At 70.4% G+C, this 24129-nt stretch carries 22 protein-coding genes and 2 pseudogenes; 11 read left to right on the top strand and 13 right to left on the bottom strand.

Annotated elements, in window-relative coordinates; all coding sequences use genetic code 11:
• Window positions 1-54 precede the first annotated feature (54 nt).
• On the bottom strand, window positions 55-1056 hold the full coding sequence (locus tag HDA32_RS25975) for a LacI family DNA-binding transcriptional regulator (RefSeq protein WP_179645657.1): 1002 nt from the start codon (window positions 1054-1056) through the stop codon (window positions 55-57).
• A gap of 238 nt (window positions 1057-1294) precedes the next feature.
• Between HDA32_RS25975 and HDA32_RS25970 the strand changes: the two genes are divergently transcribed.
• From HDA32_RS25970 to HDA32_RS25945, 6 genes are all read left to right on the top strand, one after another.
• Window positions 1295-1771: a TRAP transporter small permease gene (locus HDA32_RS25970; RefSeq protein WP_246334494.1), complete on the top strand. Its 477-nt coding sequence runs from the start codon at window positions 1295-1297 to the stop codon at window positions 1769-1771.
• Entirely contained in the window at window positions 1768-3042 is a 1275-nt protein-coding gene (locus HDA32_RS25965) for a TRAP transporter large permease (protein ID WP_179645655.1), read from the top strand. Before HDA32_RS25970 ends, HDA32_RS25965 begins: the two co-directional genes overlap by 4 nt.
• A 42-nt stretch (window positions 3043-3084) precedes the next feature.
• Window positions 3085-4083: a DctP family TRAP transporter solute-binding subunit gene (locus HDA32_RS25960; protein WP_179645654.1), complete on the top strand. Its 999-nt coding sequence runs from the start codon at window positions 3085-3087 to the stop codon at window positions 4081-4083.
• Window positions 4084-4128: 45 nt separating this feature from the next.
• A complete protein-coding gene (locus HDA32_RS25955; RefSeq protein WP_179645653.1) occupies window positions 4129-6024 on the top strand; it encodes a bifunctional sugar phosphate isomerase/epimerase/4-hydroxyphenylpyruvate dioxygenase family protein in 1896 nt (631 codons plus the stop codon).
• Window positions 6021-6941 carry a shikimate dehydrogenase gene (locus HDA32_RS25950; protein ID WP_376766991.1) on the top strand — a complete coding sequence of 307 codons (921 nt, stop codon included), beginning with the start codon at window positions 6021-6023 and terminating at the stop codon, window positions 6939-6941. Before HDA32_RS25955 ends, HDA32_RS25950 begins: the two co-directional genes overlap by 4 nt.
• 272 nt (window positions 6942-7213) lie before the next feature.
• Window positions 7214-9661, top strand: coding sequence for a PEP/pyruvate-binding domain-containing protein (locus HDA32_RS25945; protein ID WP_179645652.1), 2448 nt, complete (start codon window positions 7214-7216; stop codon window positions 9659-9661).
• A 36-nt stretch (window positions 9662-9697) separates the two neighbouring features.
• Here HDA32_RS25945 and HDA32_RS31945 read toward each other — a convergent pair whose 3' ends face one another.
• Window positions 9698-10282 carry a substrate-binding domain-containing protein gene (locus tag HDA32_RS31945; protein WP_312863448.1) on the bottom strand — a complete coding sequence of 195 codons (585 nt, stop codon included), beginning with the start codon at window positions 10280-10282 and terminating at the stop codon, window positions 9698-9700.
• On the opposite strand from HDA32_RS31945, the gene HDA32_RS31100 reads away from it, so the two are divergent.
• Window positions 10189-10527 (top strand): hypothetical protein, encoded by a 339-nt coding sequence (locus tag HDA32_RS31100; RefSeq protein WP_179641203.1) that lies wholly within the window; start codon window positions 10189-10191, stop codon window positions 10525-10527. The genes HDA32_RS31945 and HDA32_RS31100 overlap by 94 nt on opposite strands.
• A gap of 404 nt (window positions 10528-10931) precedes the next feature.
• Here HDA32_RS31100 and HDA32_RS25930 read toward each other — a convergent pair whose 3' ends face one another.
• The 9 genes from HDA32_RS25930 to HDA32_RS25890 all read right to left on the bottom strand — a co-directional run bounded on the left by HDA32_RS25930 (window position 10932) and on the right by HDA32_RS25890 (window position 18952).
• Complete coding sequence (locus tag HDA32_RS25930; protein WP_312863331.1) at window positions 10932-11585, bottom strand: bifunctional 4-hydroxy-2-oxoglutarate aldolase/2-dehydro-3-deoxy-phosphogluconate aldolase; 654 nt, start codon at window positions 11583-11585, stop codon at window positions 10932-10934.
• A gap of 47 nt (window positions 11586-11632) precedes the next feature.
• Entirely contained in the window at window positions 11633-12619 is a 987-nt protein-coding gene (locus HDA32_RS25925; RefSeq protein WP_312863330.1) for a sugar kinase, read from the bottom strand.
• The gene (locus HDA32_RS25920) at window positions 12616-13608 is read right to left on the bottom strand and encodes an NAD-dependent epimerase/dehydratase family protein (RefSeq protein ID WP_179645650.1); all 993 of its coding nucleotides are present in this window, start codon (window positions 13606-13608) and stop codon (window positions 12616-12618) included. Before HDA32_RS25920 ends, HDA32_RS25925 begins: the two co-directional genes overlap by 4 nt.
• Before the next feature lie 2 nt (window positions 13609-13610).
• Window positions 13611-14495, bottom strand: coding sequence for an energy-coupling factor ABC transporter ATP-binding protein (locus HDA32_RS25915; protein ID WP_179645649.1), 885 nt, complete (start codon window positions 14493-14495; stop codon window positions 13611-13613).
• On the bottom strand, window positions 14492-15364 hold the full coding sequence (locus tag HDA32_RS25910; RefSeq protein WP_179645648.1) for an energy-coupling factor ABC transporter ATP-binding protein: 873 nt from the start codon (window positions 15362-15364) through the stop codon (window positions 14492-14494). The genes HDA32_RS25915 and HDA32_RS25910 overlap by 4 nt, the downstream gene beginning before the upstream one ends.
• The gene (locus tag HDA32_RS25905) at window positions 15361-16158 is read right to left on the bottom strand and encodes an energy-coupling factor transporter transmembrane component T family protein (protein WP_179645647.1); all 798 of its coding nucleotides are present in this window, start codon (window positions 16156-16158) and stop codon (window positions 15361-15363) included. Before HDA32_RS25905 ends, HDA32_RS25910 begins: the two co-directional genes overlap by 4 nt.
• 30 nt (window positions 16159-16188) lie before the next feature.
• Window positions 16189-16821, bottom strand: coding sequence for a hypothetical protein (locus HDA32_RS25900; protein WP_179645646.1), 633 nt, complete (start codon window positions 16819-16821; stop codon window positions 16189-16191).
• A 74-nt stretch (window positions 16822-16895) separates the two neighbouring features.
• Complete coding sequence (locus tag HDA32_RS25895; protein WP_179645645.1) at window positions 16896-18086, bottom strand: sialidase family protein; 1191 nt, start codon at window positions 18084-18086, stop codon at window positions 16896-16898.
• A 98-nt stretch (window positions 18087-18184) separates the two neighbouring features.
• Complete coding sequence (locus HDA32_RS25890) at window positions 18185-18952, bottom strand: FCD domain-containing protein (RefSeq protein ID WP_218882602.1); 768 nt, start codon at window positions 18950-18952, stop codon at window positions 18185-18187.
• A 206-nt stretch (window positions 18953-19158) separates the two neighbouring features.
• Between HDA32_RS25890 and puuE the strand changes: the two genes are divergently transcribed.
• Complete coding sequence (gene puuE / locus HDA32_RS25885) at window positions 19159-20142, top strand: allantoinase PuuE (protein ID WP_179645644.1); 984 nt, start codon at window positions 19159-19161, stop codon at window positions 20140-20142.
• A gap of 174 nt (window positions 20143-20316) precedes the next feature.
• Here the strand turns inward: puuE and HDA32_RS31095 are convergent.
• Window positions 20317-20523: pseudogene (locus HDA32_RS31095) on the bottom strand (IS256 family transposase); the annotation flags it as partial.
• 74 nt (window positions 20524-20597) lie between these two features.
• Window positions 20598-21509, bottom strand: a complete 912-nt coding sequence (locus tag HDA32_RS25875) for a helix-turn-helix transcriptional regulator (RefSeq protein WP_179645643.1) — start codon at window positions 21507-21509, stop codon at window positions 20598-20600.
• A 137-nt stretch (window positions 21510-21646) separates the two neighbouring features.
• Between HDA32_RS25875 and HDA32_RS32165 the strand changes: the two are divergent.
• From HDA32_RS32165 to HDA32_RS25865, 3 genes and pseudogenes are all read left to right on the top strand, one after another.
• Window positions 21647-22021: pseudogene (locus tag HDA32_RS32165) on the top strand (hypothetical protein); the annotation flags it as partial.
• A gap of 70 nt (window positions 22022-22091) precedes the next feature.
• On the top strand, window positions 22092-22889 hold the full coding sequence (locus tag HDA32_RS31090) for an MFS transporter (RefSeq protein ID WP_312863329.1): 798 nt from the start codon (window positions 22092-22094) through the stop codon (window positions 22887-22889).
• A gap of 178 nt (window positions 22890-23067) precedes the next feature.
• Complete coding sequence (locus HDA32_RS25865; protein WP_179645642.1) at window positions 23068-24090, top strand: zinc-dependent alcohol dehydrogenase family protein; 1023 nt, start codon at window positions 23068-23070, stop codon at window positions 24088-24090.
• The last annotated feature ends 39 nt before the right edge of the window (window positions 24091-24129 follow it).

Genomic DNA, 24129 nt, shown 5'->3' with positions numbered 1-24129 from the left:
ACCCGCCTCCACCGGTCCGCCCGGCCGCGTCCCCGCCCCGGGCCCCGGCGCGCCTCACCTCGGAGCCGGGCCGGTGGAGTCGCGGATGACGAGGTGGGAGGAGAGGGTGACGCGGCGGGGGGCCGTCTCCGCGGCGGAGGGGGATCCTCTCCTCAGGAGGAGCTCCACGGCGGCGCGGCCCGCCTCCTCGTGCGGGCCGGCGAGGGTGGTGAGCGCGGGCACGCAGAAGTCGGCGCCGAAGATGTCGTCGTAGCCGACCACGCTGATCTCCTGGGGGACGCGCACGCCGCGCTCGGCGAACCGGCGCAGGATGCCGATCGCCAGCAGGTCGTTGTGGGCCACGACGGCCGTCGCCCCGGAGACCAGGGCGGCGTCCGCGGCCGCGCCGCCGCCGACGACTCGCGGTGGGAACGGTCCCAGCCGCGCCGCCGTCATACCCCGCTGCTCCGCTCCCGCGCGCAGCGCGCGCCACCGCTCCCCGGCGAGCCACGACTGGTGCGGTCCGGAGAGGTAGACCAGCGAACGGTGCCCCAGTGAGGCCAGGTGCTCCACGATCTGCCAGCTTCCCGGTCCGTTGTCGACGACCGCGCTGGGCAGCCCTTCGACCTCTCTGTTCACCAGAACGAGGTTGTGCTCCCTGGCGAGTTCGACGGTCGTGCCGTCCGACATCCGGCTCGCCGCGAGCACGAAGCCGTCCACCGACCGGGCCAGCCGCTCGATCTGGCTGCGCTCGTTGTCGGCGGACTCCTCGGTGTAGCTGAGGATGAAGGTGATCCCCGCCGCGCTCGCCCGGCGCTCCGCGCCGTGGATCGTGCCGAAGAAGTGCGGGTTGGTGATGTCGGGGACGAGCATCGCGATCGTGGCCGTGCGCCCCGACTGCAGGGCGGTGGCGAGCGGGTTGGGCCGGTAGCCGAGGCGTTCGGCGATCTCCAGCACGTGTTCGCGGGTGGTGGCGTTGACCCGCCGGGGATTGCTGAAGGCGCGGGAGACGGTGGAGGCCGCGACGCCGGCCTCGCGGGCGACGTCGTAGATGGTCGTGCGCTTGGGGGAGCTCATGCGTCCATTTTGCACACCTGATGACAATATTTGGCAATCGCTTGCCGTCGCCGTCCCCGGAAATCTAGTGTTCACACACATGTTCTGCGGATGGGGGCTGATTTGCTCTCTGAGCAGCGCATATACGTGTCTTGTTCGTTGAGCGGAGCCTTTCCGGATGACTGATGCCCCCGAAACATCCGGCGATGGACCACCGCGGTCCCGCCCTGCGCCGATCCGATGGCTGGAAACCGGCGAGATGATCGTCGGTGTCGCGCTGCTGTTCGTGATCTCCGCGTTGATGCTGACTCAGGCGAGCCAGCGCCACCTGCCCGTCGTCGGCTGGGTCTGGACCGGTGAGCTCGCCCGCTACGCGCTGGTGTGGCTGACCTTCTCCCTGGCCGGATACCTGGTGGGCCGTGATGAGCACATCACCCTGAAGCTGGCCGACTTCCTGCCCTGGGCCGGGGTCAAGCGCACGATCTGGATCCTGTCGAACCTCGTGGTCGCGGCCGTGTGCCTGACGTTCACCGTTGAGGCCGCCGAACTGGTGCTCAGCGCTTCGCCGCAGACCACGCCGGCGCTCGGCATCCCCGTGTCCTGGACCTACGCGATCCCCATGGCCGGGCTGGCCCTGGCCGCGCTGCGCGCCGTCGCCAACGCGTTCCTGCCGGGATCCCCCGATCCCGACGCGCTGCCCGCCGAAGGCGCCGACCCGGAGGAGCCGATTCGATGAGTGCCGGACTGGTCATCCTGGGAATCCTCGTCCTGCTGGCGCTGCGGGTCCCCATCGCCTTCGCCATCCTCGGCCCGTGCGTCACCTACATGGCGGTGACCGACCAGTCCACCGGCCTGAGCCTGCGGACGGCCGCGCAGGAGGTCAACAGCTTCCCGCTGCTCGCGGTCCCCCTGTTCGTCCTGGTCGGTGTCACCGCCAACCACACCGGCATCGCCGAGCGCATCTTCGCCTTCGCCCAGGTGCTCTTCGGCCGGGTGCGCGGGAGCCTTGGCTACGTCAACATCGGCGTGAGCGTCGGCTTCTCCTGGATGAGCGGGGCCGCGCTGGCCGACGTCGCCGGGCTGGGCAAGATGGAGGTCCCGGCGATGGTCCGCCGCGGCTACCCCCGCCGCTTCGCTCTGGGGCTCTCCGCGGCGTCCAGCCTGATCAGCCCGATCATGCCGCCCAGCATCCCCGCGATCGTCTACGCGTCGGTCGCCGCGGTGTCCACCGCGGCCCTGTTCGCGGCCGCGGTGGTCCCCGCCTTTCTGGTCGCCGGCGGGCTCGTCCTGGCCGTGTTCCTCTGGAGCCGCGACAAGCCCCACCTGGCGGGTCGGCGCGCGACGCGGGGCGAGGTGAGCGCGGCCACCGTGCGCGTCATCGGCCCGCTCGGCGCACCGGTCATCCTGCTCGGCGGCATCCTCGGCGGGCTCTTCACCCCCACCGAGGCCGCCGCGGTTGGCGCGGCCTACGTCATGGTGCTCGGCTTCTGCTACCGCGAGCTCAGCCTCCGCACACTGTGGCGGATCGCGGTGGAGACCGCGACGGCAGCGGCGTCCATCGCGATCATCCTGGCGGCCTCCGGACTCCTCGGATGGATCCTCGCCCGCGAACGGGTGCCGCAGGACGTCGCGTCGTTCCTGCTGGGCCTCACCGACAGCCCGGTCGTGTTCCTCCTCCTGGTCAACCTCGTCCTGATCCTCATCGGCATGGTCCTGGAGCCGGTCGCCGCGCTGGTGATCACCGTGCCGGTGCTGCTGCCGATCGCCGTGCAGTTCGGTGTGGACCCGGTGCACTTCGGCGTCATCGCGATCCTGAACCTCATGCTGGGCCTGCTCACTCCGCCCATCGGCGGCGTGCTCTTCGTCCTCGGTTCGGCGACCAGGTCACCGATGCACGAGGTGTTCCGCGGCACCGCCCCGTTCCTGATCCCGCTCGTACTGGTCCTCGTGCTGCTGACCGTGGCGCCGGATCTGGTCCTGTTCCTCCCCGACCACCTGGGCCTCTAACCCCGAATCACCCCGCCGCACCATTCCCCTAGGAGGCGTTCGATGCGTACCGGATACCGCTGGATGGCGCTCGTCCCCGCTGCCGCTCTCGGCCTCGCCGGCTGCGGCGGTGGCGGCGAGGCCGCCGACGGGGAGCTCACGCTCTCCTTCGCCAACAGCTACACCGAGGACCACCCGCACACCCGGTGCGGCATCGACCTGGTCGCACAGCAGGTCGAGGACGCCGGTGTCGGCGTCTCCATCGACACGTTCCCCAACAGCCAGCTCGGCGCGAACACCGAGACCTTCGCCTCGGTGATGTCCGGCGACATCGACATGGACGTCCAGGGCTCCGCCGCGCTCGGCTCGGCCTACGAGCCGATCGGGGTCTTCGACGCGGCCTACGCCTTCGAGGACGCCGACCAGATGTTCGCGTTCTTCGACTCGGACCGGTCGGAGGAGCTGAAGAGCGACTTCGAGGAGGCCACCGGCGCCAGGATCCTGGACGTGTGGTACTTCGGCGACCGCCACTTCACCGCCGACAAGCCGATCCGCACCCCCGGCGACCTGGACGGGCTGCGCATGCGCTTCCCGGACTCGCCGATCTACCTCGCCAACGCCGAGGCCCTGGGCGCGACCCCGACCACCGTCGCCTTCGAGGAGGTCTACCTCGCCCTGCAGCAGGGCACCGTCGACGGCCAGGAGAACCCCGTCCCGACCATCCACGGGGACAACTTCCAGGAGGTCCAGACCCACATCAGCCTCACCAGCCACCAGATCGGCTCGCAGATGATCGTCGTCTCCGGCCAGACCTGGGACCGGCTCAACGAGGAGCAGCGCGAGGCGGTCCAGACGGCGGTGAGCGACGTCCGCGCCGAGAACCGCGCCTGCGTCGAGGAGGCCGAGGCCGAGATCCTCGCCGAGTGGGAGGAGACCGGGGCCATGGAGGTCGTCGACGACGTCGACGTGGACGCCTTCCGCTCCCGGGCCCGGGAGTACTTCCTGGACGACCTCGACGGCGATGAGCTGGCGCTCTACGAGTCCTTCCAGGGGACCGAGTAACCCGCCCGACCGCGAGCCCGACCACGAGGAATCGGAGTGAGGAGCATGCGGCGTTCCATCGCCACCGTGTCGCTCAGTGGAACCCTGGAGGAGAAGCTGCGGGCGGCCGCGGCAGCCGGATTCGACGGCGTCGAGGTCTTCGACAACGACCTCGTCGCCTCCCCGATGCCGCCGCGGGAGGTCCGGGGGCTGGCGGAGTCGCTCGGACTGGGCCTCGACCTGTACCAGCCCTTCCGCGACTTCGAAGGCGTCGACGACGCCCGGCTGGAACGCAACCTGCGGCGGGCCGAGGCCAAGTTCGCGCTGATGGTGGAGCTCGGCGTGCACACCCTGCTCGTCTGCTCCAACGCCTCGGAGTCGGCCATCGACGACGACGCGCGCGCGGCGGCGCAGTTGCACCGTCTCGCCGAGACGGCCGCGCCGTTCGGGGTGCGCATCGCCTATGAGGCGCTGGCCTGGGGCAGCCGGGTCGACGACTACGCGCACTCCTGGCGCGTCGTCGCCGAGGCCGACCACCCCTCATTGGGGGTCTGCCTGGACAGCTTCCACATCCTCTCCAAGGGCGACGATCCCGCCGGGATCCGCGGCATCCCCGGGGAGAAGATCTTCTTCCTGCAGCTCGCCGACGCCCCGCACATGGCCATGGACGTGCTGCAGTGGAGCCGCCACCACCGGTGCTTCCCCGGGCAGGGCGGGTTCGACCTGACCGCGTTCACCGGGCACGTGCTGGCGGCCGGCTACACCGGGCCCCTCTCCCTGGAGGTCTTCAACGACGTCTTCCGCGCCTCCGACCCCCGGCGCACGGCGGCCGACGCGCTGCGGTCCCTGTCGGTTCTGGAGGACGCGCTGAGCCGCGAGCAGGACGGGCCGGGAGGCGACGGTGCGGCGCCCACCGGTGCGCGGCCCGCGGTGACGCTCACCCGTCTGCCCGACCCCGTCGAACCCGCCGGGTACGCCTTCGTCGAGGTGGCCGCGGAGGAGGACTCGGCGGAGCGCGTGCGCGCCGTCCTGGCGGCGCTCGGCTTCGAGCACACGCGTGATCACCGCTCGAAACCCGTCCAGATGTGGCGGCACGGCGCCACGCGGATCCTGCTCAACTCGGCGGATCCGCGGCTCGGGCACACCTGGAGCGGGGACGCGGCCGCGACCGCCCTGGGGATCGCGGTCGCGGACCCCGACGGTGCGGCGCACCGGGCCGAGCGGCTGCTCGCGCCCCCGCTGCCGCGGCGGCGCGACCCCTCGGAATCGCGCCTGCACGCGGTCGCGGCGCCGGACGGGACGTCCGTCTTCTTCTGCCCGGCCGGCGCCGTGGAGGGGGACTCCTGGCTGGAGGACTTCTCCGCCCCCGCCGCGCAGGGGCTTCGGCGGGGGAGCGCCACTCCGCTGACCGGGATCGACCACGTGGGCCTGTTCCAGCCCTTCGACCACTTCGACGAGGCGTCGCTGTTCTACCGTTCCGTGCTGGGGCTGGAACCCGCGCAGAACCTGGAGCTGGCCGCCCCGGACGGGTTGGTGCGCAGCCGGGCGCTCACCCGGCCGGACGCCGCGCTGCGCATCGCGCTGAACGCGTCGGTGCTGGGGCGCGGCTTCCAAGCCGACGCCGCGGGCGGTGCCCAGCACATCGCACTGGGCTGCGGCGACGTCTTCGCCGTCGCGCAGGCGATGGGCGAGGGCGGTGTGGCGACGCTGCGCATCTCGGACAACTACTACGCCGACCTCGCGAGCCGTACGGATCTGAGCCCCGCCATCCGTGAGCGCATGCGGGAGCACGGGATCCTCTACGACCGCGCCGGCGACGGCGAGTTCTTCCACTTCTACACACCGATGCTGGACGGCCGGCTGTTCTTCGAGGTGGTGCAGCGGAAGGGGGGCTACGACGGCTACGGCGCCGCAAACACCCCCTTCCGGATGGCGGCCCAGCGAGCAGAGCGGTCCCAGTGACCGGCACGATCCGAAACGAGGTAGCGGTGCAGGCCACCGGCGTCGAGGCAGATTCCGACCCCAGATCCTTCCTCGTGGGGCTCATCGGCTCGGGGGTCGGCCCGTCGCTCACCCCGCCGATGCACGAGCGCGAGGCCGGTGAACTCGGGCGGCGCCTGGTCTACCGCACCATCGACATCGCCGATCTCGGTCTGGCGCCGGAGTCGGTCGGGGACCTGGTGCACGCCGCGCGCGGGTTCGGCTTCAACGGGCTGAACATCACCCACCCGTGCAAGCAGCTCGTCCTGGCGGCCCTGGACGGCCTCTCTCCCGAGGCGGCCGCTCTGGGCGCGGTGAACACGGTGGTCTTCGAGGGCGGATCCGCCATCGGGCACAACACCGACTGGTCGGCGTTCGCCCGGTCGCTGGCCCGCGGGCTCCCGGGCGCGCCCCGGGAGCGGGTGGTGCTGCTGGGCGCCGGGGGCGCCGGGGCCGCCGTGGCGCACGCCCTGATGGTGTCCGGAGTGGGGGAGCTGGTCATCGCCGACGTCGCCGCGGACCGGGCCGCCGCGCTCGCCGCGCGCATCCAGGAGCGGTTCCCCGGGGGCCGGTGCCGCCCCGGAGACGCCGCCGAGCCCGGCCGGCTCCTCTCCGGAGCCGACGGCCTCGTGCACGCGACGCCGATCGGAATGGCGCACCATCCGGGAACGCCCGTGCCGGTCGCGCTGCTGCGGCCGCCGATGTGGGTGGCCGACATCGTGTACCGGCCGGTGCGCACCGAGCTGCTGCGCCGCGCCGAAGAGCGGGGCTGCCCGACGCTGAACGGCGGCGGAATGGCGGTCTTCCAGGCCTGCCACGCCTTCGAGCTGATCACCGGCATCGCCCCCGACCCCGAGCGCATGCTCGGCCACTTCCGGGAGCTGCTCGCCAGGGAGTAGCCGGCCCGATCTCCTGTGCCGAGGTCCGCGGAGGCCGCGTCGGGGCGCCGGCGGCACGGCGGGTCCGATCCCCGGAAACCCCGCCCCACCCCGCGAACGCGGCGGTCAGAGTCCGACCAGAAGGCCATAAAGGCTTTTCGGGCGACCTCGATGCGCCGTTGGGATGCGGACGGCGCCGACGCGGTCGGGGGCGGAGTGGTATACCGCATTGAGGCGCTCGTGCGGTTTTTCAGCCGCAGAGTCGTTCGCCGAGGCCGCGAGGAGGATGCGCGATGAACGTGACCGCTCTGGGCGAGATCGCGGCGGGAACGGCCGACACGGTCGGCGGCAAGGCCGCCGGACTCGGCGCGATGGCGGCGATGGGGGAGCGCGTGCCCCCGGGCTTCTGCCTGACCACCCGCGCTTACGAGTCGGGTGAGCTTCCCGAGGACGAGCTGGTCCACGCCTACCGCCGCCTCGGCGGCGGACCCGTCGCGGTGCGGTCCAGCGCGACAGCGGAGGACCTGCCCGATGCCAGCTTCGCCGGCCAGCAGGACACCTTCCTGGACGTGCGGGGCGAGCGCGAGGTGGTCGAGGCCGTGCGCCGCTGCTGGGACTCCCTGGACTCCGAACGCGCGCTCGCCTACCGCGAGGCGAACGGCATCGCCCGCGAAGGAGTGCGCATGGCGGTGGTCGTGCAGCGCATGATCGACGCGGAGGCCGCGGGAGTGCTGTTCACCGCCGACCCGCTGACGGGCAGCCGATCCCGGATGGTCGTCGACGCTGCCCCCGGCCTGGGCACCTCCGTCGTGGAGGGCACCGTCGCACCCGACCACTACGTCATGGACGCCGCCGGTCCCCCGGAAGGGCCCGAGGACGGATGCCTGACCCGCGCCCGGCTGGACGAGCTGCGCGCGGCCGGGGAGCGGCTCCAGCGGCACTTCGGGGCGCCGCAGGACGTCGAGTGGGCCTACGATCGCGACGGCACCCTCTGGCTGCTGCAGTCGCGGCCCATCACCACGCTCTTCCCACTCCCCCCGGACACCGGGCTCCCCGATCCCCGCCTCTACCTCGAAGTCGGCCACGTCCAGGGCATGCTCCGGCCGTTCACCCCGATGGGCATGGCCATGATGAGACTGGCCTGGGAACGCGTCCTGGCCGTCGCCGGCTTCACACCCGGCCCCGGCGGGGCCCTCTTCGACATGGTCGACATCGGCGGGCGGCTCTACATCGACATGACCGGCCTCATGCGCAACAAGTGGGTCCGTCCGCGTCTGGCCGAAGGACTGGAGGTCTACGGGCCCCGTGTCCAGTCCTCCGTCGAGCACCTGCTGGACGATCCGCGCTTCTCCCCCGGGCCCGGCGCGTCCTTCCCCGTGGGGTCCGTCCTCCTGCTGGCGTTGAGGTTCGGCCCGCCGGCCCTCTTCGGCATCGCCCACGCGATCGCCCGCCCCGAGGCGGCCCGCGCCCGGGCCCGGCGGGGGGTCGAGGAGTTCAGGCGGCAGAAGGGCCCCGGCGGATCGGCCTCCGCCGCCGAGCGGCTGCGCTACCTCGTCGACGACGCCTACGCCTCTGTCGTCGGAGGGCCGATGGCGAAGGTGGTGATGCCGACGATGGCCGGCGTCCTCCTTCCCCAGATGGTCCCGGCGCTGCTGAAGGGCGTCGCCACCGAAGCGGAGGCGGCGGTCGTCCTCGGTGGGATGCCGTTCAACGTCACCACCGAGATGGACCTCGCCCTGTGGCGCATGGCCGCGGACGCCACCGAGCACCGCGCCCTGCTGACGGAGACCGACCCGGGCGAGCTCGCCGCCATGTACCGCGCGGGAACACTGCCCGACATCGGCATGGCGGACTTCCTGGGCCGCTACGGCCACCGCGCCACCGCGGAGGTCGACATCGGCACGCCTCGCTGGGCGGAGGACCCCGCCCCGCTCTTCGCGAGCATCGCGAACTACCTCCGCCTCGACGACCCCGACCAGGCCCCGGACCGGCGCTTCGAACGCGCCGCGGCCAGGGCGGAGGCGAAGATCGGCGAACTGTCGCGCCGCGCCCGCCGCGCCCGGCCGGTGCGCGGCCGCCTGGCCGCCTTCCTCATGCGCCGCTCGCGGGAACTCGCCGGTATGCGCGAGCTGGCGAAGTTCGCCTGGCTGATCCCGTTCGCCGAGATGCGCCGGCAGCTTCACCTCGTCGGCGGGGAACTCGCCGAGCGCGGACTCCTCGACGCCCAGGGCGACATCATGTTCCTCGACCTGGCGGAGGCGCGCTCGGCCGTTCACCGGGACGTCGACCACCGGCGGCTCGTCGCCGAGCGCAAAGCCGTCTATGCGCGCGAACTGCGCCGCAGGAGCGTCCCCGGCGCGCTGATGTCGGACGGCACCGACGTCGAGGCGCTCCTGCCGCCGCCTCCCGCCTCCGACGGGACACTGGCCGGAGCGCCGGCCGCCCCGGGGAGGGCCACCGGCCGCGCCAGGGTCGTCCTCGACCCCGTCGGCGCCCGCGTCGAGCCGGGCGAGATCCTCGTGGCACCGACCACCGACCCGGGCTGGACGCCGCTGTTCATGACGGCCGGCGGCCTGGTGACCGAGACCGGATCGGTCGTGGCCCACGGCCCCACCGTCGCCCGCGAATACGGCATCCCCGCCGTCATCTGCCTCAACGGCGCCACCCGGCGGATCTCCACGGGGCAGATGATCACGATCGACGGCGGGACCGGCACCGTGGTCCTGGAACCGACCGAATGAACACTCCTCCGCTGCCCGGCCGGATCCCGGCGGTCTCTACGGCGCCGCGGTGCGAGGGGCCGGGCCGGTGGACTCCCGAATGACCAATCGGCCCGGCTGCCGGACGACGCCGGAGGTCTTCTCTCCCCTCAGCGCCCTGAACAGGTGCTGCACCGCGGTGGCGCCGAGCTGTTGGAGGTTCAGGTCCACGGTCGTCAGCGGCGGACGGCACTCGGCCGCGAAGACCTCCCAGTTGTCGTATCCGACGATCGCCACGTCCTCGGGGATGCGCCGGCCCAGGTCGCGGACCGCCTCGACGACGGCCGACCGGTGGGCCTGAGCGTGCGCACCGGCTACCCCGACACCGGCACCGTCACCGTCCGCGTCACCGAGACCGGCGGCGGGCCGTGGTCCCTCACCCTGCGGGTCCCCGAATGGGCCTTCGGCGCGTTCCTCACCGACGCCGCAGGCCGCCGCCTGGTGGAACCGGGAGCCGCGGTCTCCACCGCGCGTTCGAGGTCGGCGAGGAACTGCGGCTGGAGCTGCCCATGCCGCCCCGCTGGGCCTTCCCCGATCCGCGGATCGACGCGGTGCGCGGCTGCGCGGCCGTCGAACGCGGCCCGCTCGTGCTCTGCGCCGAATCCACCGACCAGGACGGCGGCGACCTGGACGACCTGCGCGTGGACACCGGCGCCCGCCCCCGCGACGCCGCGAGCGGTGCCACCGTGCACGGCCGCTTCCAACCCCCGGTCGGCGACGGAGCGCCCTACGCCCCGACCGAACCCGCGCGAGAGGGGGCCGAAGCACAACCCGTCCGCCTCGTGCCCTACCACCGCTGGGCGCGGCGCGGGCCGTCGACGATGCGCGTCTGGCTGCCCAAGGACTGACACGGACTGACCAGTCGAACTTCGACCCCCGCATCCCGCCCTCACCACGCTGCGCAACCACCTCGCCTCCATACAGCCCTTCCGTCCCGACATCGTCGAGACCTGGAAACCGACATGGGCCCGGCGTTCCGAATCGCCGCGTTAGACCGGGAGTCTGACAATGGCCGGGAACGGGCCTTCAGCAGCGCGGGATACGGTCGCCACGGCTCTCAGAGGTCCCACGCGCCCTGCGCGGCCGCGGTCCGGGCGTAGTCGGCGAAGTCCCGACCCCGCAAGACACTCCAGTGGAAGACACCCGCCGAGGCACTCGATGACCAGCTAGCCTTACTCCAGTAAGCCGGTGTTGCATCGACCGGTTGAGTCCAGTGTGGCAACGGGCGGCCCTGTGTCAGTGCTTGAGGCCATCAGGGGGTCGACGGCTCTTCGCTGTCGGCTGGGTTCTTCGAGATGAGCGCGGTGACGCGATCGAGCTGGGTTGGATCTATCAGGGCGGAGCCCAGCGCGACGACGCGTGCACCGGCGTGGAGGAGCGACGCGGCGTTCTCGGCGTCGACGCCGCCGGTGGCGACGATGCGCAGGCTCGGGAACGGCGCCCGTACCGCGCGTATCCAGGAGGGGCCGAGGTGGGAGGCCGGAAACGCCTTGACCCAGTGGATGTCACGCCGTTGCAACTTGCTTACCTCTGTGGGCGTGGAGACACCTGGGAGGTGCGGGAGGCCGACGTCGAGGCTTTCGTCGAGGACGTCTTCGTCGTACCCGGGGGCGACGGTGTAGGCCGCACCCGCCTTTCGGGCGATGTGGACTTGTTCGGGTGTGGTGATGGTGCCGGCTCCCACGCTCAGATTCCGTTGTGCCCCGGCGGTAATGGCCGCCTCGAGGGACGGTACGGCGTCGGGGTCTTGGAGGGGGACTTCGACCTGGGTCACGCCGAGGTCCCAGGCTCGGGTGGCCAGATCGACGGTGCGTTCGGGCGAGTAGCCGCGGAGGATGGCCATGAGTGGGGCGGCGGCGAAGGAGTCGTCGAAGAACCGGGCGAAGTCTGCTGGGGTGGCGGGCACGAGGGTGGGTTCCTGTTCCTGTTCGGATGGCGGGGCTGGGCCAGGCCCTAGCGGGCGACGTCTTCCGCCGCGGTGAAGGTGTCGATTTCGTGACGGAACGGCAGGCCCTCACAGTCTCCCGGGACCGTGACCGCATAGGCGCCGGCGCGTGTCGCGGTCGCCAGGCGCGTTCGGGCGTCGCTGCCGGCGAGGAGTTCTACGAGGTAGCCCGCTACGAACGCGTCGCCGGCGCCCACGGGGTCTACCGTGTCCACGGGGACTGCGGCTTGTACATACGGCTGGTTGTCGATGACGGCGGCGCAGCCCCGCGGGCCGTCCTTGACGATCGCTGAGCGTGCGCCGAGGGTGGTCATGGCGTGAGCGAGTGCCATCGGCTTGCGAGTCTCCACGGCGGCATACGCCTCGTCGATTCCCAGGACGAGCGCGGCCTCGTCGGGGCCGGCGAAGACGGTGTCGGCATGGGTTGCCAGTTCTCGAAGCACCGGTGCCGCCTCGTCGGGACGCCAGAGCTTACTGCGGTAGTTGACGTCTACGGACACTCGCACGCCTGCTGCTTGTGCGGTGCGCACGGCCCACAGCGTCGTGGCCCGCGCTGTGTCGCTCAGGGCCGGCGTGATGCCGGTGACGTGGAGGACGGCCGCCTGACGGATCAGGTCTTCGCCTACGTCGTCGGGTGTCAGGCGCGAGCCGGCGCTCCCGGCGCGGTGGTAGTCGACCCGGACGCCGGCGTTGGTCCTGCGTGAGCAGACCATGAGCCCGGTGAAGCTGTCGTCGCGCGTGATCTGTCGCTGTACCCCTTCTGTCCTGAGGCGTCGTTCTATGAGGTCTCCGACACTGTCACGACCCAAGCGGCCCGCCCAGGTCACGTCCGCGCCAAGACGAGCGGCGGCGATGGCGACGTTGCTCTCGGCGCCTCCGACCGAGATGGTGCATGTGCGGGAGAAGTCAAGGAGGCCGATCTGGTCGGCGGCGATTCGTCCCATTGACTCGCCGAAGGTGACGAGCCCGCTGCGCTGTAGTGCCACGGCGGTCACCGGCCTGCCGCGAAGCAGTCCGGGTGCTCGCGGGCCCATTCGACGTATTCAGCGACCTGGTCTTTGAGGTCGGTCGGCGTCCAGGCCAGTTCGCGCTGCGCGCGGTCGGATGCGTAGATGCCGTTCTTTCCGTGCTCGGTGTCAGAGTCCATGTCGGCGTCAGCCGCTTCGGCTGGGACTTCGACGGGGTCAACGCCGAACAGGGATAGGAGATCGGGGACGCTGGTTCGGATGCCGCTGGAGATGTTGTAGGTCCCGTTGCCTTCACCCTCCCCACGGGCGAGCAGGTGCAGGGCACGGGCGGCCTGGGTGGCGCTGAGCCAGTCACCGCCCGCTTGAAGTGTCCGTTCGGTGAGCGGGATGGGTTGGCGCCGTACCACTGCTGCCGCGAGGTGGTAGGGCAGGGACATGATGGCGCGCCCCGAGCTCGGCCGTTCCATGGGGCCGAACATCTTGGTCAGTCGTGCGACGGGAACATCGAAGCCGTACAGCCGGCCGAATCGTTGCGTGATGAGTTCGCCGGCCACCTTGCTGATGCCGTACATCTCGTCGGGCACGGGCGGGGACTCCTCGGTGAGCAACCGCTCCGGGGAAGATCCGTAGACGGCACCGCTGCTGACGAGGAGGAACCGCTGCACGCAGTCGGTGCGCCGCGCAGCGTCGAGCACAGTCGTCGTGCCCCCGACGTTGGCATGGATGAAGCGCTTGGGATCACGGTGCTCGGCCTGCGCGTCGTGGGTGACCGTGGCGCCGTGGACGATCACGTCCGGTGTAGCTCTCGCGAGGGTGTCCGTTACCGTGCCGCTGTCGGTGACGTCGGCTTGGACGTACTGCACTCGCCCTTCGTGGCCGGCAAGGAAACTTGTGAGCATGTCATCGGGTGCGTGCAGGTCGACGGCGGTGACGACGGCGTCGGGCTCGATGGTGAGAATCTCCTTGACCAGGACGCTCATGACGAAGCCGCGGGCGCCGGTGACCAGGTAGTGCATGTTCAGTAGACCTTGTCGCCGTGGGGGAGGGGTGTGTTGGGGTGTGCGTGCGTGCGGACGTTGCTCATCTCGCGGACCGCGTCGTTCACCGTGAGGACGGCTGACAGGCCGAGTTCGGCGGCGAGTACCGCCGCCTGCGGGGGCCGGATGTTGGTCTCCTGGAGCACCTCACGCTGCGAGAAGACCTCCGTCGGCGTGCCGTCGGTGAGGACGTGGCCGTTGCGCATGGCGATGACACGGGTGGCGTATTCGGCGACCAGCGCCATGTCGTGGGAGATGATGACGACCGTTCGGCCGCGGGCGTGGTGGTGGGCGAGTGAGTCGAGGATCTTGCGTGACTCTGCCCGGTCCTGGCCCGTGGTGGGTTCGTCGATGACCGCCACGTCGCAGCCCATGATGAGGGTCGAGGCGATGGCGAGGCGCTGGCGTTCGCCTCGGGAGAGGCGGATGGGGTTGGCCTCCTCGCGTCCCTCGAGACCTACCAGCTCCAGGGTCTCGGACACCGATCGGGCGAGGGCCGCGGGGTCCACACCGATGTTGCGCGGCCCGTATTCGAGTTCTTCCCGGCAGGTGTCGTGGAAGATCTGGCGGTCCGGGTTCTGGAAGACGTATCCGACGGTCGGGGCGAGGTGGTGCAGCCGTGAGCGGCGGGTGTCCATGGTCTTGCCGTCCCCGGTGTGGAGACGGACCTGACCGTCGGAGTTCGTCGGCCGGAGCAGGCCGTTGAAGTGCTTGGCGAGAGTCGTCTTGCCGGAGCCGTTCTTGCCGATGATCGCGACGAATTCGCCGCGGCCGATCGTCAGGTTCACCCCTCGCAGGGCCTTTGTGCTCCCGCCGTAGGTGTGCTCGACGTTGACGATCTCGATGGCGGCGTCTGAGTGGCTCATGAGGGGTTCCTGTCGCTGTGCTGGTCGTGCGTCATCGACTGCCAGGTGGCCACTGCTGCCGGGACGGACAGCGGGAGCTCAGCGTCCCAATGCCCCTGCTCGCTCAGCTGCAGGGCGATGTCGAGTACCTGGGGCCGGTCCGGTGCCGCGGGGCCCGGGAGCACCTCGCGCGGTGTGCCGACCGCTTCGATCCGGCCGTGCCGCATGGCGATGAGGCGGTCGGCGTAGACGGCCAGCTCTTCGACCTTGTGCTCGACGACGATGACGGTGACGCCCTCGTCTGCGAGCACGCGGACGGCGTCCATGACGCCTTCGGTGCCGGCGGGGTCGAGCTCGGACGTCGGTTCGTCGAGAAGCATGATCCGCGGGTTGAGGCAGAAGATCGAGGCGACGACGACGCGCTGCTTCTCCCCGCCCGACAGAGCGTGGGTGAACCGGTCCAGGAGGTTGCCGAGGTCGAAGAGGTCGGCAGCCCGCTGCAGGCGCCGTTCGATCTCCGGTACCGGGACTCCCCGGTTCTCCATGCCCCAGACCAGCTCCTCTCGCACCACGGTGTTGACGAGCTGCACCTCCGGGTCCTGCATGACCAGACCGACTGTCTCGGTGACCTCCGAAAGGCCGGCGAAGTCCGACAGCCGGCGCCCAAAGACTTCGATGTCGCCCCGCATCGCGGCGCTGTCCTCGTGCCGAGGGATGACGCCGGACAGGCACTGCAGGAGGGTGGACTTCCCGGCGCCGGTCGGACCGAGGATGCCCAGGATCTCTCCCTGGGCGACGTCGAAGCCGACATCGTCGAGCGCACGCCGGTCGGCCCCCTCGTAGCGGACGGTCAGGCCGGACACTGCCAGAGCCGGCGCAGTCATATTCATGCCCCCTCAGCGATCAGTGCGGGCAGCTGCCATCGCATGGCGAAGAGTGCGGCGGCCAGGACGAGCACGCCGATGACCAGGAAGGCGTCGCTCGCGCGGAACGAAGAGGCCCGGTAGAACGTCCGCGGACCGGACAGGCTGTAGCCGCGCAGCTCCATCGACAGGGCGATCTCACCGCTGCGCTTCATCGAGCCGGCGAGCATGGGGAACAGCATCCGGACGATCGCGCGGCCGCGGCGGAGCGGATGGCGTGAGCTGCTCTCGGCCGATCCCCGGACCGCCATGGCGGTGAGCAAGGTCCTCGCCTCGTCCTGCAGTAGGGGCAGGAACCGGAACGCGAAGCTCGTCAGGTAGGCGAATTTGTACGGCACGCCGACCTTGTGAAGCGCGAGCGCGATGTCCGACGGGCTGGTGGTCACCGAGAACCCGTAGAAGCAGATGCCCATGGCGAACAGGCGCATCCCGATACCCAGCCCGAGCAGGACGCCCTCCTTGGAGAGGGATACTCCGCCGATCGTGGCGATCGCCGGCCCGCCTTGGACCAGGGCCTGCAGGAGGGTGAGCAGGAGGATGAGCGGGACGATCAGGAAGAGCGCCTTGGCGTACGAGGCCGGCGTGATCCGTGCGAGCACGGCGAGGCCGAGTACGACGGCGGCGGTCAGCGCGACGAGAACATCGATGCGCGTCGTCGTCAGTGCGACGACGAGGACGACGATGATGGCGGCGATCTTCGCTCGTGCGTCAGCACGGTGCAGGAACGTTTCTCCTGGCTGGTAGAGCATCGTTCCGCTCATCGTGGAACTCCTCGGAGCCGTGTGGACCGGTCAGATGGCATCGGTGGCCGCCTTGAAGTCGCGTTCTTTCCGGACGAGTCCCGTGTTGATCAGCCTGCGCATGATCCCGTAGGTGATGAAGGAACCTGCGAGGTAGCACGGCTGGACGACGAGGATCTGGCCGACGATGAAATCCCAGGGCAGGTGAAGGATGGCACGGTTGCCCACACCGAACATCAGCGCGTCGCCCAGGCCGCCGATCTGGCCGATGATGACGAGCTGCCACAGCTTCAGTCCCTTGTCACGGGACTTCATCAGCCACACCAGGAGCGCAACGGGGACCGTGTGCGCGGCGTTGGTGAGGAAAAGGAAGGGTGCCATCGGCTGGGAGGCCGTGAGGTTGGAGATGATCGGGTTGATCCAGGCGGTGATCAGTGCTCCGGTCAGACCGTAGAACGCCGCGGAGGGCACCCAGATCGCGCAGACGACGATCGCCGAGACGATCGGGATGCTGCCGCCGGTCAGGGCAAGGTCGAGGCGCTCGGTGATCTGGAGGATGACCGCCATGGTGAGCCCGAGGAACACGCACGTGATGATCGTGCGGGTGTCCCGGGGGAGTAGCTGGAATTTCCAGTTGGGGAGCGTACTCCAGCGCTTCGCCGACATGGATTGTGCCGCTGTCATGGATCTTTCCTCTGCTGGTGGGTGCGGAAGCAGATGTGGGTTTGCGCCCTTTTGCGGATGTGATCACCGTGGGGTCACCCGGTCGTTGCCGGGTTGAGCGGCGACGGTGAGTCGCCTTCGGGTTCGGGCAGGGCGAGGGCGCGGTTGACCAGGACACGGGTGGCGGAGCCGGCGCTGTTCAGTCGGCCGGCCAGGATGTCGTCCTCGGTGAACCGGGCGAGGTAGACGCCCCGGTCGCCGAAGCGGTCATGGTCGTAGACGACGAAGATCTGGCCGTCGGGACCGATGGCTGCGTCGGGGTAGGAGACGTCCTCGCGGTCGTCGAGGCGGAGCCGGTGTGGCCACGTCGCACCGTCGTCGTCGCTGAGGAAGGCCGTGAGGTTGGTGCGGCCCTTCCACTCCTTGACGTTGCCCTGCTGTTCGATCTCCTCGCGGGACCGCCGGTCACCGAAGTCCGCGTGATTGATCATGAGCAGGCGGCCCGACGGCAGTCGGCGGATGTGGAAGCGGGAGCAGGGGCCGTCGATGTGGCTGAGGCGGCCGGGCGACCATGTCTTGCCGCCGTCCTCCGAGAAGCTCTCGCCCACGCCGTCGAACCGCCGCACGAGCATCCACAGCCTGCCGTCGCTCTTCTCGACGACCATGTGCTCATCGAAGCTGCGGTTGGGCACGTCGGCCCCGCCGAGGTAGGAGACCGTCTCACCCTCGTCGGTCGACACGTAGACGTTGGAGAACCGCTCCGCCTCCAGCGGGTGCTCCTCAGTGGGTGTGTGGCAGGCCCAGATGGCCGTTGGGAACAGCCACGTACCGTCAAAGAGCACGGTGGGCTTGTTCATCATGAGTCCGTTGGCGATCCGGCGAGGCTCGGTCCAGACCGGCTCGTCGCTGTCGGGATTGTCGGTCGTGGCGATCCAGACACCCACCCTGCCGTCGAAGAAGTCGCGGCTCTGATTCCACGTCAGCCAGAGCCGGTCGGAGGGGTCCCGCCACAGGCACGGGTCGTACACGCGCACCTCGGGGTCGTCGTGCTCGACGACGAACCTGGGACCGCTCCAGGTGGCGCCGTCGTCGTCACTGCTCGTGACGACGACGAAGTTCCCCCCGGTCTCCGTCTCCATCCCGGTGTACCAGTTGACGTACAGCCGACCGCCGCGCGTGCGCTCGATCGACGGGATGCCCTGCCACTTGCGGTGCTCGTCCTGGTACCGGGCCCCGCTGGGGCGCGAGTAGATCCGGGCTGGGGACATGGTGCCTGCCTGGCGCATGCCTACTCCTGTCGTCGGTGTGCTGCACCATCGCACGTGCGATGGTGTCCGACAGTTTTGAACAGGAAAAGATGTCTGTCAATAGTGACGAACGTTGCTCACTGATGGTCACCCGCAGGCACCCAGTCCAGCAGTCGTTGAACGAGCACCTCGTTCCCCCCGACGATCGACGTCTCCACGGCCGCGATCATCGCCTCGAAGTGCGCCCTCATCGCCTCTTCTGCGCCGTCGGCGTCCCGCTGCGCAATACGGTCCAGGACCGCCTGATGCTCGGCGACGACCTTCTCCTCGTCCCGGCGAGTGGCGAGGACCGTGTCGAGCACCGCCTCGACCCGGTCCAGGCGCGGCGCAAGCATCATCTCCGCGGCCACCTTGAGCATCCTGTTCGTCGACATCTCAACGACACCTCGGTGAAACTGCAGCCCTGGCTGCTCGATCAGCGGAGCGCTGCCGACGACACGGGAATGCCGGGCGCACAGGTCCCGCAGCTGCAATAGCCGACCTTCATCGGGTGCGCGGGCGGCATCGCCCGCGACCGCGCTTTCGACGGCGCAACGCGCCCTGAGCAGGTCAAGGAGGTCCTTGGCGTCACGCACCGAGTGCTGCAACGAGTCCGAAGCGCGATGGGCCAGCACCGCCTCGGCCGCGCGGCGCCGCCCCTCCCTGGCCAGTGTCCGCCCCTTGGTGCCCACGGGCGTGGTCCACTCCCGAGCGTCCATCTCCCGCAGCAGACGCGAGACGGAGGACTCACTGAGCTCCCTGCCCCGTTTCGCCAACTCGCGCTGGGCGTTGCGCGTACCGAGTGGTCCGCTCGACGCCGACATCAGCTGTAGGAGCGCGAGCATTGCTCCTTCGCGGTCGTTCACGGTCGTCCTCTCGCTTGTCCTTCCGGACGCCTCGTCTCTCTTGCCGGCTCATCCTCACCCCGCGGCCGGGGGCAGGCTGCCGAGGCGACGCACTTGACGCGGCGCCCCTCGGCGACCATGGTTAGTCAAAACTGACCGACGCTTGCCGCGCTCAGGGTATCGTTCCCCTTCTGCAGCGGCATCCCCGATCAAGGCAAGGATTTCCGATGACGCTCGCCTCCCCGTCCAGCGACTACCCCCGCGACCTTGCCGGCTATGGCAGCGAGCCCCCCCACGCACAGTGGCCCGGTGGCGCGAAGGTGGCTGTCCAGTTCGTCGTCAACGTCGAGGAGGGCGGCGAGAACAGCATCCTGCACGGCGACGAGGCCTCGGAAGCCTTCCTCACCGAGGAACCGACCACCGCGCTGCGGGGCCGCCGCAACCTCAACGTCGAATCCCAGTACGAATACGGCACTCGCGCCGGTTTCTGGCGGCTGCGCCGGCTCTTTGAAGAGCGGGGTCTGCCGGTGACGGTCTTCGGCGTCGCGGAGTCGCTCAGCCGCAATCCCGCCCTGGTGGCGGCCGCGCGGGAATCCGCATGGGAGATCGCCTCGCACTCCCTGCGGTGGGTCAACTACGCCGAACTCGAGCCGGAGGTCGAGCGCACCCACATCGAGCGCGCCGTGCAGATTCACACCGACGTCTGCGGCGAGGCGCCGCTCGGCTGGTACACGGGCCGCAACAGCGCCAACACCCGCCGCCTCGTCGTCGAGCACGGAGGTTTCCTCTACGACTCCGATTCCTTCAGCGACGACCTGCCGTACTGGGTCGACGTCGAGGGCACCGCCCACCTCGTGCTCCCCTACACTCTCGACAACAACGACGGCCGGTACGTCAACACCTACGGCTTCCAGTCCGAGTCCTTCTCCACCTACCTCACACGGGCCCTCGAGCTCCTCATCGAAGAGGGCGCGGAGCGCCCACGGATGATGAGCGTCGGCCTGCACCTGCGTATCAGCGGACGACCAGGACGTGCTGCGGATCTGCGCCGGTTCCTCGACCTCGTGGCAGAGCATCCTGACGTTTGGGTGGCACGCCGAGCAGACATCGCCCGCCACTGGCGCACGGTCCACCCCGCCTCGCAGTGGTTGCCGAAATCCCTCGATCCACTGGCGAAGAACGACCTGTTCCCGGCCCGGGCGCGGGTCTAGTCCCCGGGACGACGCAGGCCTGGAAGGCCCCTCAATGATCGCCGACAGCTCCTACCGGTACGTGGAATACATCGGGGAGTCACCGCAGCTATTCGGCCGCCGGCGGGACCCGCACGGACTGCACGACCTGGGGGAGGGAGAGTGTCAAGTTAATGGTGTGGCTGTTTTTCCTGGTCAGCGGCGTGTCGTGGTGGGGCGGCCGTCGAAGGTGAGGTCGAAGGCGTTCAGCGCCTTCTTCCGGCGTGCGCTCCAGCGGGCCCGGCCGGTGCCCTTGGGATCCAGACTCATCAGCGCCAGGTAGACGCATTTGGGTGCGGCGTGTTCGGTGGGGAGGTGCCCGCAGGCCTTCACCGCCCGGCGGATGCGGGCGTTGACCGCGTCTCGGCGACGGATTCTTTGTCCGACCGCGTCCTCACCCGTCCGTGATCTTTACGGAGCTCCGGTCGGAGCCAAATTCAAAGGTCCCTATCGCCGGTGGACCCTGTTTCCCGGAACCGGGTCGCTGTCCAGCTGGCGAGGAGCTTGAGCCGGTCCTCGTCGGTGGTGCCCGGTTCGGCGGTGTAGATGGTCAGGGAGTGCGCCTCGTGGGCGGACATGGGCAGGTCCAGCGGCTGGTAGGTGAGCTCGAGGGGGCCGGCGTCGGGGTGCTGGAAGCGTTTGACGCCGCCGTGGTGGATGCGCACGTTGTGGGCGGCCCACCGGGTGCGGAACTCGGCGCTGAGGGTGGATAGCTCGCCGACGAGCTCGCGCAATGCCTTGTCGTTGGGGTATCGGCCGGCCTCGGCGCGCAGCAGTGCGGCGGTGGTGTCGGCGGCGCTGTCCCAGTCGTCGACGAAGTCGTGCGAGGCGGGGTCGAGGAAGTAGTACCGGGCGAAGTTGGGGCGGCCGCGTTCGTCTGTGGTGCCGCTGCCGAACATGGGCGCGAACAGGGCGCGGGCGAGTGCGTTGGTGGCCACGATGTCCAGGCGGCCGTTGCTGACGAACGCCGCGGACAGGGTCATGGAGTCGAGCAGCCACTGCACGCGGGGCGGGACGTCGACGGCCTTGCGACGGCGCCGGGCGGCGGGCCGGGTGGGTTGCGCGGCTTTGGCCAGGTCGAACAGGTAGGTGCGTTCGTCCTCGCTCAGCTGAAGGGTGCGGGCCACCGCATCGAGGACGTCCTCGGACACGCCGCTGATGTGGCCTTTCTCCAGCCGCGTGTACCACTCGGTGCTCACGCCCGCGAGGACTGCGACCTCCTCGCGGCGCAGCCCGGGCCCCCGGCGCCGACCGCTGGTAGGCAGCCCGACCTGCTCCGGGGCGAGCTGGGCGCGCCGACGGGCGAGGAAGTCACGGATGTCGGCGCGGTTGTCGGAGCGGCGTTCCATGCCCTCCACGCTACGGCCCGAACCCGGCGGAAGGGGGGTTGAGCTTGTGCCCCCCATAAACGCAGCCTCCCGCGCATGCGAGAGGGACGGTTTCGTGGGATGCGTACCTCGATTCCGATCTCCTGCGGAGACAACGCATGACTACGCGAGGAGGAACCCTCCACGCCCCCGCCGACCTGCGGGTCGGTGACCGCGAGCGTCCGCCCACTCGGCTTCCGCTCGTGGTGTACGTGCTGGCCCTGGGCACGTTTCTGATGGGCACGACCGAGTCCGTGGTGGCGGGTCTACTGCCCCAGATTGCGGGAGAGGTGCAGGTCAGCGTGGCCCAGGCCGGGCTGCTGATCACGGTTTCCGCGGTCGGGATGACCGTCGGCGCGCCGCTGATGGCGATGCTGACGCTGATCCTCGCGCTGGGCGTCTTCGCGGCCGGACACGTCATCGTGGCTCTCGGCTCCAGCTTTGCGCTGCTGCTGGCGGCGCGGTTCGTGACGGCCTTGGCGACGGGAGCGTTCTGGGCGGTGGCCAACGTGGTGGCCGCCCGCGCCGCCGGTCCCGCCGCGAGCTCCCGCGCCCCTGGGCGTCGTGGGCGCCGGCGCGATGCTCGCCAACGTCGTCGGGGTGCCGCTCGGCGCTTTCGCCGGGCAGCTCGTGGGCTGGCGGGGACCGTTTTGGGCGCTCGCCGTCCTCGCGGTGGCCGCCATGGCGCTCATCGCCCGCTATGTTCCGCACGACGCCGTCGGCCACCAGGCGGTCTCGATGAGGTCCGAGCTGTCCGCTCTGCGCTCTGGCCGCCTGCGGCCGGCGCCGGCGGCCTGCGCGACCACGACCGGCGGCGTGCTGTCGACGTACTCCTCCATCTCGCCGCTGCTGACCGGCCGGGCCCATCTGGCCACCGGCCTCGTGCCGCTGGTCCTGGTCGGCTTCGGCGTCGGCGCCCTGGCGGGCTTCCTTGCCGGAGGCCGTTTCGGAGACAGGCGTCCGCACGCGACGACGATCGTTGCGGCTGCGGCGACCACGGTCCTGCTGCCGGTGATCTGCCTGCTGTCCGGCTACGCCGCGCCGACGGTCGCGCTGGTCGCCCTGCTGGGGCTGTTCGGGCTCGGCGCCAACCCGGTGCTGATCTCCTTGGGCGTCCGCTTCGCAGGCGAGGCACCCACCCTGGGCTCCGCACTGGCCGTTTCGGCGTTCAACCTCGGCACCGCCATCGGCTCCTGGATCGCCGGCCTCGCTCTCGATTCCCCCTGGGGAGCACGTCCCTCTGCGGTCGGTACCGCCATCACCGCGCTCACTCTGATCCCCACGATCGCCATCGCCGTCGTCCAACGGCGCCGACCCACGACACCCACGGGCGCGGGCATCCACCGCGCAGCCGGAACGTAAGACTTCCCCGCCGACTGCGCGGTCGGCGGGGAGGGGGCCTGCCCGGAGCGGGCGCGCAGGTGACGAAGGGGCGACACTCCCACGTACCGCACAGCGCCCACCGGCCCGGGCCCTTCCAATCGCCGATAACCATCCCGGCCGCCTCCGCGGCCGGCCCGAAACACGAGGAGTAACTCTCATGCGCGCTGCTGTACTGCACGCTCCCGGCGACGTCCGGGTGGAGGAGATCGCCGACCCGAAGATCACCGCCCCGACGGATGCGGTCATCCGGCTGTCGGCGGCCTGCGTCTGCGGCTCGGACCTGTGGCCCTACCGCGGCATCGAGCCGGTCGAGGGGCCGATGCCGATGGGGCACGAGTACGTCGGCATCGTCGAGGAGGTCGGCAGCGAGGTCACGAACGTCAAGCCCGGCCAGTTCGTCGTGGGCTCGTTCGTCGCCTCCTGCGGCACCTGCGAGATCTGCCGCTCCGGCTACCCCTCCTCCTGCGTGAACCGCGTCTTCATGGCCCAGGTCGGCACCCAGTCCGAGCGCGCCCTGATCCCGCACGCCGACGGCACCCTCGTGCCCCTGCCGGGCACGCCCGACGCCGACCTGGTCCCCGACCTGTTGGCCGCCTCCGACGTGCTGGGCACCGGATGGTTCGGCGCGGTCGCCGCCGAGGCCGGCCCCGGCAAGACGGTTGCGGTCGTCGGCGACGGCGCGGTCGGCCTGCTCGCGGTCCTGGCCGCCAAGCAGCTCGGCGCGGAGCGCATCATCGCGATGAGCCGCCACGAGCCGCGCCAGAAGCTCGCCCGCGAGTTCGGCGCCACCGACATCGTCACTGAACGCGGCGACGACGGCGTGGCGAAGATCGAGGAGTTGACCGGCGGGCTGGGCGCTCACTCCGTCGTCGAAGCGGTCGGCACCCAGGAGTCCATGGAACAGGCCATCCGCTCCACTCGCCCCGGCGGGCACGTCGGCTTCGTGGGCGTCAACCACGACGTCACCCTCAGCGGCGAGGAACTCTTTTTCTCCCAGGTCCACCTGATCGGCGGCCCCGCGCCGGTGCGGCGGTTCCTGCCCGAGCTGATCGACCTGATCTGGCAGCGGAGGATCAACCCCGGCAAGGTCTTCGACCTCACCGTCCCGCTCGGCGAGGCCGCCCAGGCGTACCGGGCCATGGATGAGCGCCGCGCGATCAAGGCCATGCTCACCGTCTGATCCAGTCCCCTTCGCGGGCCGCCCAGCCCTGGGCGGGCT

Source organism: Spinactinospora alkalitolerans, from assembly GCF_013408795.1.
In the GTDB taxonomy this organism is placed as follows: Bacteria; Actinomycetota; Actinomycetes; order Streptosporangiales; family Streptosporangiaceae; genus Spinactinospora; species Spinactinospora alkalitolerans.
The sequence above is the reverse complement of the archived record's forward strand: the minus strand, read 5'-3'. Positions and strand labels throughout refer to the sequence as shown.

What these genes read in the sequence shown, in the direction of transcription:
- HDA32_RS25920 (WP_179645650.1), bottom strand. Translation starts at nt 13,608, where the DNA reads ATGCACTACCTGGTCACCGGCGCCCGCGGCTTCGTCATGAGCGTCCTG.
- HDA32_RS25955 (WP_179645653.1), top strand. Translation starts at nt 4,129, where the DNA reads ATGCGGCGTTCCATCGCCACCGTGTCGCTCAGTGGAACCCTGGAGGAG.
- HDA32_RS25895 (WP_179645645.1), bottom strand. Translation starts at nt 18,086, where the DNA reads ATGCGCCAGGCAGGCACCATGTCCCCAGCCCGGATCTACTCGCGCCCC.
- HDA32_RS25965 (WP_179645655.1), top strand. Translation starts at nt 1,768, where the DNA reads ATGAGTGCCGGACTGGTCATCCTGGGAATCCTCGTCCTGCTGGCGCTG.
- HDA32_RS25910 (WP_179645648.1), bottom strand. Translation starts at nt 15,364, where the DNA reads ATGAATATGACTGCGCCGGCTCTGGCAGTGTCCGGCCTGACCGTCCGC.
- HDA32_RS25905 (WP_179645647.1), bottom strand. Translation starts at nt 16,158, where the DNA reads ATGAGCGGAACGATGCTCTACCAGCCAGGAGAAACGTTCCTGCACCGT.
- HDA32_RS25915 (WP_179645649.1), bottom strand. Translation starts at nt 14,495, where the DNA reads ATGAGCCACTCAGACGCCGCCATCGAGATCGTCAACGTCGAGCACACC.
- HDA32_RS25960 (WP_179645654.1), top strand. Translation starts at nt 3,085, where the DNA reads ATGCGTACCGGATACCGCTGGATGGCGCTCGTCCCCGCTGCCGCTCTC.
- HDA32_RS25875 (WP_179645643.1), bottom strand. Translation starts at nt 21,509, where the DNA reads ATGGAACGCCGCTCCGACAACCGCGCCGACATCCGTGACTTCCTCGCC.
- HDA32_RS25970 (WP_246334494.1), top strand. Translation starts at nt 1,295, where the DNA reads ATGATCGTCGGTGTCGCGCTGCTGTTCGTGATCTCCGCGTTGATGCTG.
- HDA32_RS25945 (WP_179645652.1), top strand. Translation starts at nt 7,214, where the DNA reads ATGAACGTGACCGCTCTGGGCGAGATCGCGGCGGGAACGGCCGACACG.
- puuE (WP_179645644.1), top strand. Translation starts at nt 19,159, where the DNA reads ATGACGCTCGCCTCCCCGTCCAGCGACTACCCCCGCGACCTTGCCGGC.
- HDA32_RS25900 (WP_179645646.1), bottom strand. Translation starts at nt 16,821, where the DNA reads ATGACAGCGGCACAATCCATGTCGGCGAAGCGCTGGAGTACGCTCCCC.
- HDA32_RS25865 (WP_179645642.1), top strand. Translation starts at nt 23,068, where the DNA reads ATGCGCGCTGCTGTACTGCACGCTCCCGGCGACGTCCGGGTGGAGGAG.
- HDA32_RS25975 (WP_179645657.1), bottom strand. Translation starts at nt 1,056, where the DNA reads ATGAGCTCCCCCAAGCGCACGACCATCTACGACGTCGCCCGCGAGGCC.
- HDA32_RS31100 (WP_179641203.1), top strand. Translation starts at nt 10,189, where the DNA reads ATGCCGCCCCGCTGGGCCTTCCCCGATCCGCGGATCGACGCGGTGCGC.